The 15,593-nt window shown below is 63.7% G+C and carries 13 protein-coding genes; 5 read left to right on the top strand and 8 right to left on the bottom strand.

Features of this window, described 5'->3' with window-relative positions:
* The first annotated feature begins 117 nt into the window (after window positions 1-117).
* The gene (trxC, locus tag ABIE32_RS03080) at window positions 118-555 is read left to right on the top strand and encodes a thioredoxin TrxC (protein ID WP_224153151.1); all 438 of its coding nucleotides are present in this window, start codon (window positions 118-120) and stop codon (window positions 553-555) included.
* Between the two features lie 134 nt (window positions 556-689).
* Here trxC and ABIE32_RS03085 read toward each other — a convergent pair whose 3' ends face one another.
* On the bottom strand, window positions 690-2,642 hold the full coding sequence (locus ABIE32_RS03085; RefSeq protein WP_224153152.1) for a PhoX family protein: 1,953 nt from the start codon (window positions 2,640-2,642) through the stop codon (window positions 690-692).
* A 426-nt stretch (window positions 2,643-3,068) separates the two neighbouring features.
* Between ABIE32_RS03085 and ABIE32_RS03090 the strand changes: the two genes are divergently transcribed.
* The 3 genes from ABIE32_RS03090 (at window position 3,069) to ABIE32_RS03100 (ending at window position 7,961) form a co-directional block, all read left to right on the top strand.
* Window positions 3,069-4,991, top strand: coding sequence for a PrkA family serine protein kinase (locus tag ABIE32_RS03090; RefSeq protein WP_224153153.1), 1,923 nt, complete (start codon window positions 3,069-3,071; stop codon window positions 4,989-4,991).
* Window positions 4,992-5,052: 61 nt separating this feature from the next.
* A complete protein-coding gene (locus ABIE32_RS03095; RefSeq protein ID WP_224153154.1) occupies window positions 5,053-6,321 on the top strand; it encodes a YeaH/YhbH family protein in 1,269 nt (422 codons plus the stop codon).
* An 11-nt stretch (window positions 6,322-6,332) separates the two neighbouring features.
* Window positions 6,333-7,961 carry a SpoVR family protein gene (locus ABIE32_RS03100; protein ID WP_429014245.1) on the top strand — a complete coding sequence of 543 codons (1,629 nt, stop codon included), beginning with the start codon at window positions 6,333-6,335 and terminating at the stop codon, window positions 7,959-7,961.
* Between the two features lie 14 nt (window positions 7,962-7,975).
* Here the strand turns inward: ABIE32_RS03100 and ABIE32_RS03105 are convergent, their stop codons facing one another.
* Genes ABIE32_RS03105 through ABIE32_RS03115 form a run of 3 tightly spaced genes read right to left on the bottom strand, consistent with a single transcriptional unit; the run spans window position 7,976 to window position 10,606 of the window.
* Entirely contained in the window at window positions 7,976-8,485 is a 510-nt protein-coding gene (locus ABIE32_RS03105; protein WP_429013842.1) for a rod shape-determining protein, read from the bottom strand.
* On the bottom strand, window positions 8,485-9,729 hold the full coding sequence (locus ABIE32_RS03110; RefSeq protein ID WP_429013845.1) for a multifunctional CCA addition/repair protein: 1,245 nt from the start codon (window positions 9,727-9,729) through the stop codon (window positions 8,485-8,487). The genes ABIE32_RS03105 and ABIE32_RS03110 overlap by 1 nt, the downstream gene beginning before the upstream one ends.
* A 10-nt stretch (window positions 9,730-9,739) precedes the next feature.
* A complete protein-coding gene (locus ABIE32_RS03115; RefSeq protein ID WP_429014248.1) occupies window positions 9,740-10,606 on the bottom strand; it encodes a MurR/RpiR family transcriptional regulator in 867 nt (288 codons plus the stop codon).
* A 151-nt stretch (window positions 10,607-10,757) separates the two neighbouring features.
* Here ABIE32_RS03115 and ABIE32_RS03120 point away from each other — a divergent pair, with 151 nt between their 5' ends.
* Window positions 10,758-11,660: an amino acid ABC transporter substrate-binding protein gene (locus ABIE32_RS03120; protein ID WP_429013848.1), complete on the top strand. Its 903-nt coding sequence runs from the start codon at window positions 10,758-10,760 to the stop codon at window positions 11,658-11,660.
* Window positions 11,661-11,811: 151 nt separating this feature from the next.
* On the opposite strand, the gene ABIE32_RS03125 is transcribed toward ABIE32_RS03120, so the two are convergent.
* The 4 genes from ABIE32_RS03125 to ABIE32_RS03140 all read right to left on the bottom strand — a co-directional run bounded on the left by ABIE32_RS03125 (window position 11,812) and on the right by ABIE32_RS03140 (window position 15,444).
* Window positions 11,812-12,495, bottom strand: a complete 684-nt coding sequence (locus ABIE32_RS03125) for a glutathione S-transferase family protein (protein WP_184705303.1) — start codon at window positions 12,493-12,495, stop codon at window positions 11,812-11,814.
* A 51-nt stretch (window positions 12,496-12,546) separates the two neighbouring features.
* Window positions 12,547-14,118: an MFS transporter gene (locus ABIE32_RS03130; protein WP_429013852.1), complete on the bottom strand. Its 1,572-nt coding sequence runs from the start codon at window positions 14,116-14,118 to the stop codon at window positions 12,547-12,549.
* On the bottom strand, window positions 14,115-14,696 hold the full coding sequence (locus ABIE32_RS03135) for a MarR family winged helix-turn-helix transcriptional regulator (protein WP_429013855.1): 582 nt from the start codon (window positions 14,694-14,696) through the stop codon (window positions 14,115-14,117). Before ABIE32_RS03135 ends, ABIE32_RS03130 begins: the two co-directional genes overlap by 4 nt.
* 175 nt (window positions 14,697-14,871) lie before the next feature.
* Entirely contained in the window at window positions 14,872-15,444 is a 573-nt protein-coding gene (locus ABIE32_RS03140) for a 5-formyltetrahydrofolate cyclo-ligase (RefSeq protein WP_184705307.1), read from the bottom strand.
* Between the last annotated feature and the right edge of the window lie 149 nt (window positions 15,445-15,593).

The following is a 15,593-nucleotide window of genomic DNA, read 5'->3' on the forward strand; positions in this document are numbered from 1 at the left end:
GACGCGGCGCGGCCTGACGTGGCCAGGCCTGACGTGGCGCGGCTTGAAAATGCTGCAATCGCCTTCAGTTGCAAGGCAGTCGCCTGTCCAAACTGTGCAGGCCAAGGAGAAAAGCCGATGCATGAAGACAGCCTGCACATTGTGTGCCCCCATTGCCATACCACCAACCGCGTCAAGCGCGAGCAGTTGAGCGCACACCCCGATTGCGGCAGCTGCCACCAGCCGCTGTTCACCGGCGAGCCGGTGCAGCTTGATGCAGAAAGTTTTGCCAGGCAGGTGGGGCGCAACCAGATTCCGGTCGTGGTGGATTTCTGGGCACCGTGGTGCGGGCCCTGCCGCCAGATGGCGCCCGGCTTTGCCCAGGCCGCCAAGCAGCTGGAGCCCTATGTGCGCTTTGCCAAGCTCGATACCGAGGCCTATCCGCATGTGGCCCAGCCCTTCAATATCCGCAGCATTCCGACCATGGTGGTGTTCAAGGGGGGCCAGGAGGTGCAGCGCATCTCGGGCGCCCTGCCGCCGGGCGATATCGTGCGCTGGGTGCAGTCGGTGGTCTGACGCGCTTTCGGTAGCTGCGCCGCCGGTGTACAGGGCCGCGAGCCAACGGCTTTCACCCCATCCCGATCAAAAGAAAAAAGGGCCATCCGAGGATGGCCCTTTTGGTGCTCCAGCGCGGCTGGCGGAGCGTGGGATTACAGCTTGATGCCTTGTGGCGCGCCGGTCAGGTAGCCCACGGCAGCGCCGAACTTGTCCTTGTAGTTGGCCTTGATCAGCGGATCGAGCTTTTCCTTGACCACGTTGTGGATGGCGCCCCAGTCACCGGCGTGCTGGAAGTTGCTCATGATGTAGGTCCAGCCGTTGATTTCGTCCACCGCATGCAGGCCGGTGGATTCGCCGCCCGCAGGGATCGACAGGATGCGCGAGAGCTGCTTGGTGTCGACGTTGTAGGCCCACAGGAAGTTGTTCACGTGCTGGCCGCTGTCTTCGCCGATGAACAGGGTGCGCATCTTCTCCGAAAACTTGAGGTTGTCAGGGTTGCAGATCTTGTTGGGGTTGCCGGTGTTGCCCAGGGCGTCTGCAGCAATGTCTTCGCCTGCCAGCAGGGCCTTGGTGTCGATGGGCATCCATTCGCTGTCGATGGCGGCGCCGCTGGTGTCCTTCTGGCCGCCGCGCAGGTTCAGCGCCATCACGGCACCGGCCTTCAGGGTCTTGGGGATGGAGACGCCGTTGCCTGGCACGTTGGCGGCATCACCTGCCACCATGGATTTTTCGCAGTTCTGCAGTGCAGAGTAGGCGATCTTGTCCTTGGCGTTGACGGTGGTGCCTTCCATCTTGGTGAAGCCCATGCTGGCGCCCTTGTAGGCAGCATAGCGGTGGGTTTCGAGGAAGGCAGCGGCCTTGTCCATGCCGGGGTTGATCTTGATCCACTCGGTCTTGCCATTGGCCACGATCTTGGTGAAGCTGGCATCTGCCGGGTCCTTGCTCGCCACGGTCATGATGTCGGTGGGCTTGAGCGTGTTCGCCAGGTTTTCGATTTCGGCGCTGGTGGCCGAGCCGAGCTTGATCCAGGTGAGGCCTGCAGCGCTGCCGGTGGCAGGGTCGATGGAGAAGCCTGCACCCACCTGGGCTGCGTACAGCGAGCCGGAGGACAGGTCCTTGGCCTTGTCGGCCACGAACACGAAGTAGGCGCTGTTGGTGGCGTCGTCGCCCATCAGTGCGGTGCGCGCGTCGGGCATCACCTGCACCAGCTCGTGCGAGATGCGGCCCATGCAGAAATGCTTCTTGATCGACGCGGTGCCGTCCTTGTTCACCGTCACTTCCGGCATGTGGCCGTAGTGGTAGGGGTTGGCCTTGGTTTCATCGCCGTACAGGTTCTTGCTGTAGGCCTTGAACTGGGCGTTGCTGGCAGCGGTGAACGCATCGGGCTCGTATTCTTCGCTGGACAGGTGGGTGCCCCAGGGCGACAGGCTGGCGCCGCAGGTGATCCACAGGCCGTGCACCTTGGAGGTGTCCACGTTGTGGTACTTCACCAGGCTCAGCTTGCCGCTGTCCTGGTCTTGGTCGAGTGTCAGCACAGCGATGGGCGAGGGTAGCTTGCCGTACATGTCGGTCTTGCCATCGCGTGCCCAGGTGGTGTATTCGAACTGCACCACGGCAAACACGGGCTTGCCCTTGACGCCGTCCACCTTGGCATCAGGCACGGTCAGCAGGGAGGTGCCGTCCGGCGAGTCGGAGAAGAACTGGCGTTCGCTGCCGGCGACGGTGGTGTCGGTGATGGGCTTGTTGTTGATGTCCACATAGCCACCCGCCAGGATCTTGCCGCCCTTGCCGTCGGAGACCATGTCGCCGGTCACGAAGAAGGGCTGGTAGGCCAGCTTGACTTCACGGGTGCTGTTGTCGGCGTAGAGGATGCTCATTGCCGCGTTGGTGGTAGTGGTGGCCATGGCAGCAGGTACTGCCAGGGTGGGAGCAGCCATGCTGACGAAGCTGACCGACTTGAATGGCGCGGAGGGGGTGTCGTCATCGCCACCGCCGCCGCAGGCGGTCAGCAGACCGGCTGCCGACAGCGAGCCGGAGAGCGGCAGCAGGGGCGCACCGCCCAATAGTTGCAAGAGACGACGACGCGATGTCAACACTGCGCTCATAACGGTAACTCCGTGGGATTTGTGGTGTATTGGAAAGTCCACAGAGGCCCCAACAAGCGGGGCGAAGTACTCTGTGGCGCGCACCGAGTATCCGACCGCAAAATGGCAGCTTCATGACAGTTGCATAACGATTTGATGACGATGGAGGGGCGCCGCCCAACGTAGGAGTGGCGCGCTTTGGCGAGGGATTGGAGGGGTGTCGGAGGCGCGTTGGCGCGCACGAATCCGAAGGGGTGCGGGCGTCTTTACAGGCCCCAGGCGGGTGGTGGTGCTGGAACCAGAAATACTGCCCCCATTGCGGACATCCGTGTGTAGGACAGGTGGACTGGTCAAAGCTGGTGTAAGGTGCTACAACCAAGTCACGATAACGAATGTGTTGCAACTTTGCGGCATGGTCAGCCCCTTTGGTGCCGCCACGGAGGTCGTATGGATGTCATCAGCAACTCTGCCGCCCGCTACGTGCGCCTGCGCGAAGAGGAAATGTCGCTCGACGAGTTTCTTGTTCTGTGCCAGCGCGACCCGATGGTCTACGAAGGGGCTGCGCACCGCATGCTGGCCGCCATCGGCGAGCCGGAGATGATAGATACCCGCAATGATCCACACCTCTCCCGCCTGTTCGCCAACAAGGTGATCCGCCGCTACCCTGCGTTTGCAGAGTTCTACGGCATGGAAGACTCCATCGAGCAGGTGGTGAGCTTCTTCCGCCATGCCGCGCAGGGCCTGGAAGAGCGCAAGCAGATTCTTTACCTGCTGGGCCCAGTGGGGGGCGGCAAGAGCTCTATCGCCGAGCGCCTGAAGTACCTGATGCAGAAGGTGCCGTTCTACGCACTCAAGGGCTCTCCCGTGAACGAATCGCCGCTGGGCCTGTTCGATCCGGTGGAGGATGGCCCGCTGCTTGAAGAGCAGTTTGGCATTCCGCGCCGCTGCCTCAACCACGTGCTCTCGCCCTGGGCCGTCAAGCGCCTGGAGGAATACGGTGGCGATATCCGCCAGTTCCGGGTCGTCAAACGCTACCCCAGCATCTCCCGGCAGGTGGCCATTGCCAAGACCGAGCCGGGCGATGAGAACAACCAGGATATATCGAGCCTCGTGGGCAAGGTCGACATCCGCAAGCTCGAGAACTTTGCCCAGGACGACACCGACGCCTACAGCTACTCGGGAGGCCTGTGCCTGGCCAACCAGGGCATGCTGGAGTTTGTCGAAATGTTCAAGGCGCCCATCAAGGTGCTGCACCCGCTGCTCACAGCCACCCAGGAGAGCAATTACAAGGGAACGGAGGGCTTTGGCGCCATTCCCTTTGACGGCCTGGTGCTGGCCCACAGCAACGAGAGCGAGTGGAAGGCCTTCCGCAACAACCGCAACAACGAGGCGTTTCTCGACCGGGTCTACATCGTCAAGGTGCCGTATTGCCTGCGCGTGTCGGAGGAAGTGCGCATCTACGAAAAGCTCATCCGCGAATCCTCGCTGGCCAGCGCCGTCTGCGCGCCCGGCACGCTCAAGATGATGGCGCAGTTTGCGGTGCTCACGCGCCTGAAGGAGCCCGAGAACTCCAGCATTTTCAGCAAGATGCAGGTCTACGACGGCGAAAGCCTCAAGGACACCGACCCGCGCGCCAAGAGCTACCAGGAATACCGCGACTACGCCGGTGTGGACGAAGGCATGTCGGGTATCTCCACACGCTTTGCCTTCAAGATCCTGTCCAAGGTGTTCAACTACGACAGCACCGAGGTGGCGGCCAATCCGGTGCACCTGATGTATGTGCTGGAGCAGCAGATCGAGCGCGAGCAGTTCCCTGCCGAGCTGGAGACCCGCTACACCAGCTACATCAAGGAATACCTGTCGCCGCATTACGCCGAGTTCATCGGCAAGGAAATCCAGACCGCCTATCTGGAAAGCTACAGCGAGTACGGCCAGAACATCTTCGACCGCTACGTCACCTACGCCGACTACTGGATCCAGGACAGCGAGTACCGCGACACCGACACCGGCGAGGTGTTTGACCGCAATGCGCTCAACGCCGAGCTGGAGAAGGTGGAAAAGCCTGCCGGCATCGCCAATGCGAAGGATTTCCGCAACGAGATCGTCAACTTCGTGCTGCGCGCGCGCGCCAACAATCAGGGCAAGAACCCGAGCTGGACCAGCTACGAAAAGCTGCGCCTGGTGATCGAGAAGAAGATGTTCTCCAACACCGAAGAGCTGCTGCCCGTCATCAGCTTCAACGCCAAGGCCAGTGCCGAGGATGCGCGCAAGCACGAGGATTTCGTCACCCGCATGGAAGCCAAAGGCTACACGCCCAAGCAGGTGCGCCTGCTGTGCGAGTGGTACCTGCGCGTGCGCAAGAGCAGCTGAGGCAGCGGGAACGGCGCGCCGGTACCGAACGCGCCGGGCCGACCATGCATGGGGGGCATAGATGGCATTGCAAATCATCGACCGCAGGCTCGCAGGCAAGAACAAGTCGGTGGGCAACCGCGAGCGCTTCGTGCGCCGCTACAAGGAGCAGATCGCCGAGGCGGTGCGCCGCGCCGTCTCCAAGCGCGATATCCGCCATATCGAGCAGGCCGAGAACATCACCATCCCGCGCAAGGACATCCGAGAACCCGTCTTTCACCATGGCCAGGGCGGCGTGCGCGACACCGTGCACCCGGGCAATACCGAGCATGTGCGGGGTGATCGCATCGCCCGGCCCCAGGGCGGAGGCGGCGGCCAGGGCTCGCAGGCCAGCGACAGCGGGGAGGGCGAAGACGACTTCACCTTCACCCTGACCAAGGAAGAGTTCATGGAACTGTTCTTTGAAGATCTGGCCCTGCCGCGCCTGCTGCGCACCCACATTGCCAGCACGATGCAGTACAAGACGCGCCGCGCCGGCTACAGCCACGACGGCACGCCGCACAACCTGGCTGTGCTGCGCACCATGCGCGGCGCGCTGGGCCGGCGCATCGCCCTCACCAAGGCGCCACACCGCGAGCTCAAGGCGCTCGAAGACGAGCTGGCGTCCCTGCTGGAGCAGGATGACGGCACGAGCGAGGCCGTGGCCGAGCTGCAGCAGCGCATTGCCGGGCTGCAGGCACGCATGGGCAAGGTGGCGTTTCTCGATCCGCTGGATCTGCGCTTTCGCAGCCGCACCAAGGTGCCCGAGCCCAGCAGCCAGGCCGTGATGTTCTGCGTGATGGACGTGTCGGGCTCGATGGACCAGGCGCGCAAGGACCTGGCCAAACGCTTCTTCATCCTGCTGTACCTGTTTCTCACGCGCCACTACGAGAAGATCGACATCGTCTTCATCCGCCACCACACGCAGGCTGCCGAAGTGGGCGAGGACGAGTTCTTCCATTCCACCGAGAGCGGCGGCACCGTGGTCAGCAGCGCGCTGGTGCTGCTCGACCAGATCATCCGCACGCGCTACCCCGTGGCTGACTGGAACATCTACGTGGCCCAGGCCAGCGATGGCGACAACTTTGGAGACGATGGCGGCAACTGCCGCAACCTGCTGACCGAAAAGATTTTGCCGCTGGTGCGCTACTTTGCCTACGTGCAGGTGGTGCAGGAGGAGCAAAGCCTGTGGGAGGAGTACAGCCAGCTCTTGCCGCTGTTCCCGCACTTCGCCATGCGCAAGGTGTCGGAGCCCGGCGACATCTACCCCGTGTTTCGTGATCTGTTCAAGAAGGAGGGGGTGGCGGTATGAACCTTTCTCGCATGAACCCTGCCCAATACCCGGTGCTGGCGCGGCGCAAGGGCTCGCACCACTGGAAGCTGGCACTCTCCAGCGACCGCTCCCAGCGCGACGTGCCTGCCACGCCCCGGCCAGCGGGCAAACGCCCGGGGCAGCCATTGCCCGATCCGAGCGACTGGACGTTCGAGCTGATCGAGCGTTACCACGCGGCCATTGCCGCCACGGCCGAGCGCTATGGCCTCGACACCTACCCCAACCAGCTGGAGGTGATCTCGGCCGAGCAGATGATGGACGCCTACGCCAGCGTGGGCATGCCTGTCGGTTACCGCCACTGGAGCTATGGCAAGGAGTTTCTGGCCACCGAGCGGCGCTACCGCCGTGGTCACATGGGCCTGGCCTACGAGATCGTCATCAACTCCAACCCCTGCATCAGCTACCTGATGGAGGAGAACACCACCGCCATGCAGGCCCTGGTGATTGCCCATGCGGCCTACGGGCACAACAGCTTCTTCAAGGGCAACTACCTGTTTGGCATGTGGACGGATGCGGGCAGCATCATCGACTACCTGCTCTATGCCCGCGACTTCATCGCCCAGTGCGAGGAAAAGCACGGGCTCGATACTGTGGAGCAGTGGCTGGATTCATGCCACGCCCTGGCCAACCTGGGCGTGGACCGCTACCGCCGTCCTTCCAAGAAAACCCTGGCGCGCGAGCGCGCCGAGCGCGAGCAGCGCGAGGCCTACGCCCAGCAGCAGATCAACGAGCTGTGGCGCACCCTGCCCGCGCGCCCGGACAAGAACAGCCCGGCGCAGCACCACGAGCGGTTTCCCAAGGAGCCGGAAGAGAACCTGCTGTACTTCATCGAAAAGAACGCCCCGCTGCTGGAGCCCTGGCAGCGTGAAGTGGTGCGCATCGTGCGCAAGATTGCGCAGTACTTCTACCCGCAGCGCCAGACCCAGGTGATGAACGAGGGCTGGGCCACCTTCTGGCATTACACGCTGCTCAACACGCTGTACGACGAGGGGTGGCTTACCGATGGCGTGATGATCGAATGGCTCTCGTCGCACACCAATGTCATCTACCAGCCGCCTGCCGGACACCGCGCCTACAGCGGCATCAACCCCTATGCGCTGGGTTTTGCGATGTACCGCGACATCCAGCGCATCTGCGAACACCCGACCGACGAAGACCGGCGCTGGTTCCCCGATCTGGCGGGCACGCCGTGGCTGCCTGCGCTGCACCACGGCATGCAGAACTACAAGGACGAGAGCTTCATCGGCCAGTACCTGAGCCCGAAACTGATGCGCGACATGCGTCTGTTCGCCATCCACGACGACGCCAGCGAGCGGGAGTTGCTCGTGAGCGCCATCCACAACGAAGACGGTTACCGCACGCTGCGCCAGACGCTGTCGCAGCAGTACGACCTGGGCGCGCGCGAGCCCAATATCCAGGTGTGGAACGTGAATCTTCGCGGCGACCGTTGCCTGACCCTGCGCCACACCCAGTACCAGGGCCGTCCGCTGGCCGACGATGTGCAGGAGGTGCTCAAGCATGCGGCGCGCCTGTGGGGCTTTGGCGTGCAGCTCGAAAGCGTCAATGGAGACGGAGAGGCACCCGTGCTGCTGCACTCCGTGGCGCCTCCGCCTTCGTGAAGAGGTTCGTGGCGCTAGCCACGAACAGGCCCCCGTTGCATCAGTGCCTGAATCTGTGCCTCGCTCAAGGCTGTGGATGCAATCAACTCCACACTGCGGGCCCCGCAGCGTTGGCCCAGCTCTCGCAAGGCGCGGTGCTCTACCCCGGTCAGAGCCCCAATTGCCTGGGCGGGCGCAGGGCAAGGATGCAGCAGCATGTGTGGCGATGGCATCAACCAGCGATTGACGCGCTTGAGCTTGAGATAGGACAGCAGTGCACGTTTCAGAAACGCTTCCGCTGCTGCGTAATCGCTGATCAGACAGCGCGGGTGGCCAAACGGCTCGCACAGGATGGCCCCCGGGGTTTGCGCCACTGCCAGCCGCGCGGCGGCACCAGCGGCCAAAACACTGGGTTGGGGGCCTGCACGCAAGGCAAGCAATGCCTCATCGCTCCATACGGCGTCGCTGTTGCTGCTGCGGATCAGGACCGCATCGGGTGCAATGCGCACATACAGCGTGGGCGTCAGCAAGTTCCCAAAAGCCATTACTGCTCGGCCTTCATCTCCTGCGCTACCGCGTGGCAGCGTGCCTCGTGCACCATCGCGCCAATCTCGGCGCCTTTTCGGCCCAGCTGGGCGGCGCGCTCCGCGACTTGCTTGGTGCTGACGGCTTGCGCCACTGCCAGCAGGCGCTGCAGCTGTTCGCGCTGCGGGTAGGGCTTGTCTTGCAGTCCCAGCCGCCCCTGCGCATCGCACTGGCAGGCGAGCAGTGCTTCGGCAAAGCGCTCGGGTTTGCGAAAGGCGTCGCAGCGCTCCAGCAGCCGCACCACGGCGGCGGGGGCGATGCCCGGGCTGCGGTGGATGTTGCCATGCTCGGCAGCCACCAGCAGGGCGAGGTCGGCGCACTCGCTGGGCACACGCAGGCGCTGCTGCACGGCACGGGCCAGCTCCACACTGCGCTCCTCGTGGCCGAGGTGGCGCGGCAATATATCGGCTGGGGTCGTGCCCTTGCCCAGGTCGTGCGCAATGCAGGCCCAGCGCACGGCCAGCGGGGCATTCAGCTGGGCGGCGCGGTCCAGCACCATCATCACGTGTACGCCGGTGTCCACCTCGGGGTGGTAGTCGGCCCGCTGGGGCACGCCCCACAGGCGATCCAGCTCGGGCAGCAGGCGGGCGAGGGCGCCACATTGGCGCAGCACCTCGAACATCCGCGAGGGCTGCGCTTCCATCAGGCCGCGCGCCAGCTCCTGCCAGACGCGCTCGGGCACCAGTGCGTCCACTTCGCCCTCTGCCACCATTTCGCGCATCAGCGCCAGGGTTTCGGGGGCGACGGAGAAATCATGAAAACGTGCGGCAAAGCGCGCCAGCCGCAGAATGCGCACCGGGTCTTCGCGAAAAGCTTGGGTCACATGGCGCAGCACCTTGGCCTGCAGGTCCTGCTGGCCGTGGTAGGGATCAAACACGGCTTCGCTGCCCGTCCAGTCTGCGGGGGCTGCCATGGCGTTGATCGTGAGGTCGCGCCGCGCCAGGTCTTCTTCCAGCGTCACGTCGGGCGATGCGGCAATCGAAAAGCCGTGGTAGCCACGGCCCGATTTGCGTTCGGTGCGCGCCAGCGCGTATTCCTCGTGGGTCTGCGGGTGCAGAAACACCGGAAAGTCCTTGCCCACGGGCACAAAGCCCTGGGCCTGCATTGCCTCGGGCGTCGAGCCCACCACCACCCAGTCGTGGTCATTCACGGGCAGGCCCAGCAAACGGTCGCGCACAGCGCCACCCACCATGTAGATTTTCATCCGGGCAAGTTTACCTGCGGGGCGCCTGCACATACACGCCGCTGTCGTGCAGCTCGCCCTCGGCGGCTTCGATGCGGGCGACGGCCTCCGGCCCGGCGCGGCTCACCAGCACTTCCAGCAGCGATTCGGCCAGGGCCTGTGCAGCGGTGACCGAGGGGAAGAACGATGGGCTGTTGACGGCAAACAAGAGGGTTTCGTCGGCGGCCAGCGACAGGGGCGATGCCAGGCTGTCGGTCAGCGCCAGCACCTTGCAGCCGCGCGCGCGGGCCAGCTCCACGGCCTGCACGGTTTCCTGCGAGTACGGCGCAAAGCTGATGGCCACCAGCACATCGCCCTTGTCCACGGCACGCAGCTGCATTTCACGAACGCCGCCCATGCCTTCGAGCAGATGCACCGACTGGCGGAACAGGCGGTACACATAGACCAGGGAGAACGCGACCGGAAAGCAGGCGCGCATGCCCATCACATGCACCTGGGCCGCTTTTTCCAGCAGGCGGGCGGCGTTTGCGAGGCGCGGCGCGCTGTGCTGCTCGGTGGTGTCCAGGTTGCTGCGCTGCATGGCAAACATCTCGGCGGTGAGCTGCTTGTCGCGTGCGCGGCCGATCAGGCTGCGCGCCTTGTCGCCGTATTGGTTGGCAGCGTCGCTGCTCAGGCCCATGTCACTCGTCAAGGCCTGCTTGAACTCGTTCCAGCCCGCGAATCCGCAGGTCTGGGCAAAGCGCACCAGGGTGGTGGGCGGCACCTGGGCGTGTTGGCCCACGGTGCGCATCGATTGGGTGACGACATCGCCCGGGTGGTCGAGCACATAGCGGGCCACTTGCTGCAGCGAGGGGCTCAGGGATGCAAAACGGTCGCGCAGCTGGTCGATCACGCCCATGGTGGATTGGCTTTGTTGGGGGTTGAGGGAAATCACGGGTAGCCATTGTCGTTCATGGAGCATGTGATCCAATTTAAAAAAATTAGGAACATTAGTTCTGTTGCAACGCCATAGGGCATTGAGGCGCCAAGAGGGCGCGAAAGGAAAGTCGATGACGCAAATCAAGTACACCGTGGCACGCCTGGCGATGGCTGCCGCGATGACGTGCGCCGCTGCCGGTGCCATGGCGCAGAGCGCGCCCACGCTGGACAAGATCAAGAGCACCGGAGCCATCACCCTGGGGTACCGCGAGTCGTCGTTCGGCTTTTCGTACCTGGACGCGAATTTGAAGCCCGTGGGCTACAGCATGGACATCTGCTACAAGATTCTGGACGCGGTCAAGGCCAAGCTGGGCTTGACTGACCTCAAGGTGGGCTACCAGGCGGTCACTTCGGGCAACCGCATTCCACTGGTGCAGAACGGCACGGTCGATCTGGAATGCGGCTCCACCACCAATCTGGTGGAGCGCCAGAAGCTGGTGGCATTTTCGCCCGACATCTTCCGCTACAACGTGCGCATGCTGGTGAAGAAGGATTCGGGCATCAAGGGCATTGCCGACCTGCAGGGCAAGGCCGTGGCCACCACCACGGGCACGACCTCGTTCCGTCTGTTGCGCCAGGCCGACAAGGCCAGCAACCTGGAGATCACCAATGTGCCGGGCAAGGACCATACTGACTCCTTCCTGCTGGTGCAGGGCGGCAAGGCCCAGGCCTTTGTGCTGGACGATATTCTGCTCGCGGGCCAGATTGCCAACGCGCGCGATCCGCAGAACTACGAGATCGTCGGCGAGAGCCTGCGCACCGAAAACCAGGCGCTGATGCTGCGCAACGACGACCCGGCCTTCAAGAAGCTGGTGGACGATACCGTGGCGGGCATGATGAAGTCCGGCGAGATGGAAAAGCTCTACAACAAGTGGTTCATGTCGCCCATTGCGCCCAAGGGCATCAACATCAACTACCCGCTGAATGCGGAGACGCGCGATGCGTTCGAGCATCCAACGTCCAAAGGCATCTGAGCGCGCAGTCAGAATCTGAGGCGTTCTGCACCGTTGCCCTTTTCCTGCATGTCTCGCGGCAAGGAAAGGGGTGCGCTCAACGGTTACTTTAATTTTGATAGCTGTCAGCGCTTTGCGGATAAGCGCTGACAGCTATTTTTATTGAAAATTTTCAACGCTCGGCGCGGTAGGGCTCGTCCATCGGTACGAAATCCTTTTCTGCCAGGGCACCGTCGATCCATGCCTTGACGCCGGGCAATTGGTGCACGCGTTCGACGTAGGCGGCGATCTCGCCGGGCACGGGCAGCTGGTAGGTTTTCAGGCGCATGCAGACGGGCGCGAAATAGGCGTCGGCAACACTGAACTGGTCAAACAGCAGGGGGCCACCATGCTGGGCCAGCAGGTGGCTCCACATGCTGCACAGGCGTTCCACGTTCTTGCGCACGCCAGCGTTGTCGCGCCAGACGATCTTGCCCACTTCGGCCAGATCGGCTTCGATGTTCATCGGGCAGGCGCCGCGCAGGGCGGTGAAGCCGCCGTGCATTTCGGCGCAGATGCTGCGGGCAGCGGCGCGGGCGGCCTTGTCCTTGGGCCACAGTGCCTTGTCTGGAAACTGCTCGGCCACGTATTCGGCGATGGCCAGGCTGTCCCAGACGGTGACGTCACCATCGCGCAGCAGCGGCACGGTGCCCGTGGGGCTGACGGTGGCCATGGTGCGCTTGAACTCGGACTGGCTGTCGAAACTGTCGAAGCGCACGTATTGCTCGTCGAAGGGAATGCCCGCCTGGCGCAGCAGCACCCAGGCGCGCATGGACCAGGAGGAGTAGTTTTTGTTGCCGATGTAGAGCTGCAGCATGGTCTGGGCGCAAAGAAGTGAGGGGAACCCGATTTATACCGCAGCCGCCCTTCAACGCAACTTCCGCTGCACCACGACAATAACCGCCGTGACGGCAGCGACCGCTGCCAGCCACTGGTACAGCTGCTGGCAGGCCATGAAGAAGGCCTGGTGATCCACCATCTGGGCCAGCATCTCCAGCGCCGCGTGCCGTGCCTGCTGGGCAACCATGCCGTGGTGCTGCAGGGTGTTGGCCGTGGTGTCGAGCCACTGCACTGCCATGCTGTTGCCTGGGGTGAGGCGGCTGGCAAGGTCGGAATACTGGGCGAACTTGCTGTCCTGCAGCGCAACGGCGGCCACGGCCGATGCCAGCGAGGCGGTCATCTGGCGCAGGATGTTCTTGCTCTGGTAGCCCTTGGCAAAGTGCCGGGCGTCGAGCGCCCGCCAGGTGAGCGCCGCCACGGGCAGCACCATCAGCACGCCAAAGCAGCCCTTGATGGCGAGGGCGCCGTACAGCGCGGTGGCGGGCGCGTCTGGCGGCAGGCGGCTCATCCACCACGCGGCGGCGGCCATGGTCAGGCACCCGGCCATCATCAGCGTGCGCTTGTTGGCAATGGCGGCGCTGTAGCGGATGTAGACCACCGCCACCACCAGGCTGGTGAGCGCCGAGAAGCTGTTGAGCCAGCCGGTGGTGATCAGCGGAATGCCCAGGCCCCGCTCGGCATACTGGGGAAACAGGTAGTTGCTGAAGTTGACGACAAAGTAGTACACCGCGTAGAGCGTGAGGCCCGCCAGAAAGCCGGGGCTGGTGAGGTCGCGCAGGTGCAAAAGCGGCTCGTCGTGCCGCCACTGGTGCAGGCCGAACAGGCCCAGCAGCAGCACGCCGGCGAGTACCAGCAGCGCCAGATGCTCGGGGCGGTCGAACAGGGCATAGCGCGCCTCCGAAAAGCTCCACTGCACACAGCCGATGGCCAGCACAAAGAGCAGGAGCGGCGTGATGCTCCAGCGCACGGGCTGCTCGCTTTTGCCCAGGGCGGCAGGCAGCAGGCCGTAAACGCCCAGCGCCATCAGCGTGGACAGCGGCAGCACGCTCCAGAACACCCAGCGCCAGCCCCAGTTCTCCACCAGCCAGGCGGCGCCCAGCGGTGCTACGGCACCCACGGCAAAGATCATCAGCATGTAGATGCGCGTGGCCTGCGGGCGTTGCTGCACGCCGAACATCATCGGAATCAGCACCCGCGTGCTGATGAAGAAGGCGCCGCCACCCATGCCCTGCACCAGGCGCGCGGTGGTGATCTGCGCCAGCGAATTGGCGCTGGCCGAGGCCACATCGCCCAGGCCGAACAGCAACAGCGCCAGCAGCAGGTAGTTGCGGTAGCCGAAGTGGCGCGAGAGCCACTGCTGCAGCGCAATCATCAGCATGCTGCCGACGGCGTAGGCGGCCTGTACCTGGGCAAACTCGCGCGGCGCGGCGCCGATGCCGCCCAGAATGTGGCTGGAGCCGAAGACGAACATGCCGTTTTCGAGAAACTCCATGCCCACCAGGCCGCCAAGCAGGAGCATCAGCAGCCGCTGCTTTTCCCAATGCTTCCAATGCGCCAGGTGAACGCTGCGCGCCCAGCCGTGCTGGCGGGCGGCGGTCATGGCGCTGCCGGATCGTCGGTGCGTGCTATGTTTTTTGATGTGCTGGCGCGCGCAGAGCGGGCGCTGGCGGCCTTTTTCTTCTGGGCATCATCGGCAATGCCGGTTTCCAGGCCAGCGAGCACCTTGCGCAATTGCTGGCGCATGGCGCCCGTACCGTCCTCGCCCAGCACGGCCCAGGTCTGCAGATGCACGGCTTGTACCAGCGGAATGGCCTGCTCCAGCAGATGGGTGCCGCGTTCGGTCAGCGCCAGCTGCAGTGCGCGGCGGTCCTGCACGTCTGCGGTGCGCACGGCCAGCGCCTTGGCTTCCAGGCTGTCGAGCAGGCGGGTGACCTGGGTGCGCGTGGCGTCCAGCGATATGCTGAGGGTGGAGGGGCTGATGGGTTCGTGCGCGCTGTCCGAGAGCAGGTACAGCGCCAGATACTCGCGCATGTGCAGGCCCAGCGGCGCCAGCGCCGTATCCATGCGTTGCTCCAGCAGGGCGGCGGTGTGCTTCAGGAGCCGGGTGGATGCAACCGCGTCCACCAGGGACTGCGGCTTGCCAGCCAGAATGCGCTCAAGTCGGGAATCGAAGCTCATGGGGTGTTGGTGTATTTAATTTCATTTGTAATTATATCGTTTGAAATTAAATTTGCAAGCACCCGCAGGAGCAGCTAGGCTCCTGCACGTATGGTTTTTTGCCCAAGGCAGCCCTGGCGCACAGAGGATGGGCGCGGGCTGCTATGGTTTTGTTTTCAAGGCGCGGCGCAGAAAGTCACACCGGCCAGACGACGCCATTGTCGTTCAGGATCGCGTCGAGCGGCAGATCATGCGGCTCGGGCTCGAAGTCGTCGACAAAGCCGTCGGTAAAGCCCAGGCCCACGGTGAACGGCCGAGGCTCCAACGCAGCCAGGGTGCGGTCGTAAAAACCGCCGCCGTAACCCAGGCGGTAGCCGCCCGGCCCGTAGCCCACGCAGGGTACGAACAGCAAGGTCGGCACCACCAGTTCGGTGTTCTGTGGCTTGGGAATGTCGTAGGCGTCCAGCTCCATCGGGCAGCCGGGGTACCAGGCATGGAAGGTGAGGGTCTTGTGCTGCTTGTTGACCACGGGCAGGCCGATGCGGCGCAGCAGCGGTTCGTCCATCAGCGCACCGTCTTCCTTCCAGCGGTGCAGGGCGGGCAGCGGGTCGAACTCGCCCTTGATCGGCCAGTACGCACCAATGACGGTATCTTCTCGCTCGGTGAGCCAGAAACGCAGCACCTGCTGCAGTTGCTCGGCGCGCTCCAGGCGGTTGGGCATATTCAGGCGTTTTTCGATCAGCGCCTGACGCACGGCTTTTTTATCCATCGCGGGGAACCCTCCAAAAACTCTCGCGGTCGTTCCATTCTGACACCTGGCAGCCCCCCGCCAGGAAAAACGAGCTAGTAAAAACACCAGTCTGCTTGATGCATGTTGCCTATCGAAGTAAGCGCTTGTAAATGCCTGCAAGCCCCCAA

This window comes from Comamonas sp. 4034, assembly GCF_050434545.1.
In the GTDB taxonomy this organism is placed as follows: domain Bacteria; phylum Pseudomonadota; class Gammaproteobacteria; order Burkholderiales; family Burkholderiaceae_C; genus Comamonas; species Comamonas odontotermitis.

What these genes read in the sequence shown, in the direction of transcription:
- ABIE32_RS03090 (WP_224153153.1), top strand. Translation starts at nt 3,069, where the DNA reads ATGGATGTCATCAGCAACTCTGCCGCCCGCTACGTGCGCCTGCGCGAA.
- ABIE32_RS03095 (WP_224153154.1), top strand. Translation starts at nt 5,053, where the DNA reads ATGGCATTGCAAATCATCGACCGCAGGCTCGCAGGCAAGAACAAGTCG.
- ABIE32_RS03115 (WP_429014248.1), bottom strand. Translation starts at nt 10,606, where the DNA reads ATGGGCGTGATCGACCAGCTGCGCGACCGTTTTGCATCCCTGAGCCCC.
- ABIE32_RS03120 (WP_429013848.1), top strand. Translation starts at nt 10,758, where the DNA reads ATGACGCAAATCAAGTACACCGTGGCACGCCTGGCGATGGCTGCCGCG.
- ABIE32_RS03105 (WP_429013842.1), bottom strand. Translation starts at nt 8,485, where the DNA reads ATGGCTTTTGGGAACTTGCTGACGCCCACGCTGTATGTGCGCATTGCA.
- ABIE32_RS03100 (WP_429014245.1), top strand. Translation starts at nt 6,333, where the DNA reads ATGAACCCTGCCCAATACCCGGTGCTGGCGCGGCGCAAGGGCTCGCAC.
- ABIE32_RS03110 (WP_429013845.1), bottom strand. Translation starts at nt 9,729, where the DNA reads ATGAAAATCTACATGGTGGGTGGCGCTGTGCGCGACCGTTTGCTGGGC.
- ABIE32_RS03085 (WP_224153152.1), bottom strand. Translation starts at nt 2,642, where the DNA reads ATGAGCGCAGTGTTGACATCGCGTCGTCGTCTCTTGCAACTATTGGGC.
- ABIE32_RS03140 (WP_184705307.1), bottom strand. Translation starts at nt 15,444, where the DNA reads ATGGATAAAAAAGCCGTGCGTCAGGCGCTGATCGAAAAACGCCTGAAT.
- ABIE32_RS03125 (WP_184705303.1), bottom strand. Translation starts at nt 12,495, where the DNA reads ATGCTGCAGCTCTACATCGGCAACAAAAACTACTCCTCCTGGTCCATG.
- ABIE32_RS03130 (WP_429013852.1), bottom strand. Translation starts at nt 14,118, where the DNA reads ATGACCGCCGCCCGCCAGCACGGCTGGGCGCGCAGCGTTCACCTGGCG.
- ABIE32_RS03135 (WP_429013855.1), bottom strand. Translation starts at nt 14,696, where the DNA reads ATGAGCTTCGATTCCCGACTTGAGCGCATTCTGGCTGGCAAGCCGCAG.
- trxC (WP_224153151.1), top strand. Translation starts at nt 118, where the DNA reads ATGCATGAAGACAGCCTGCACATTGTGTGCCCCCATTGCCATACCACC.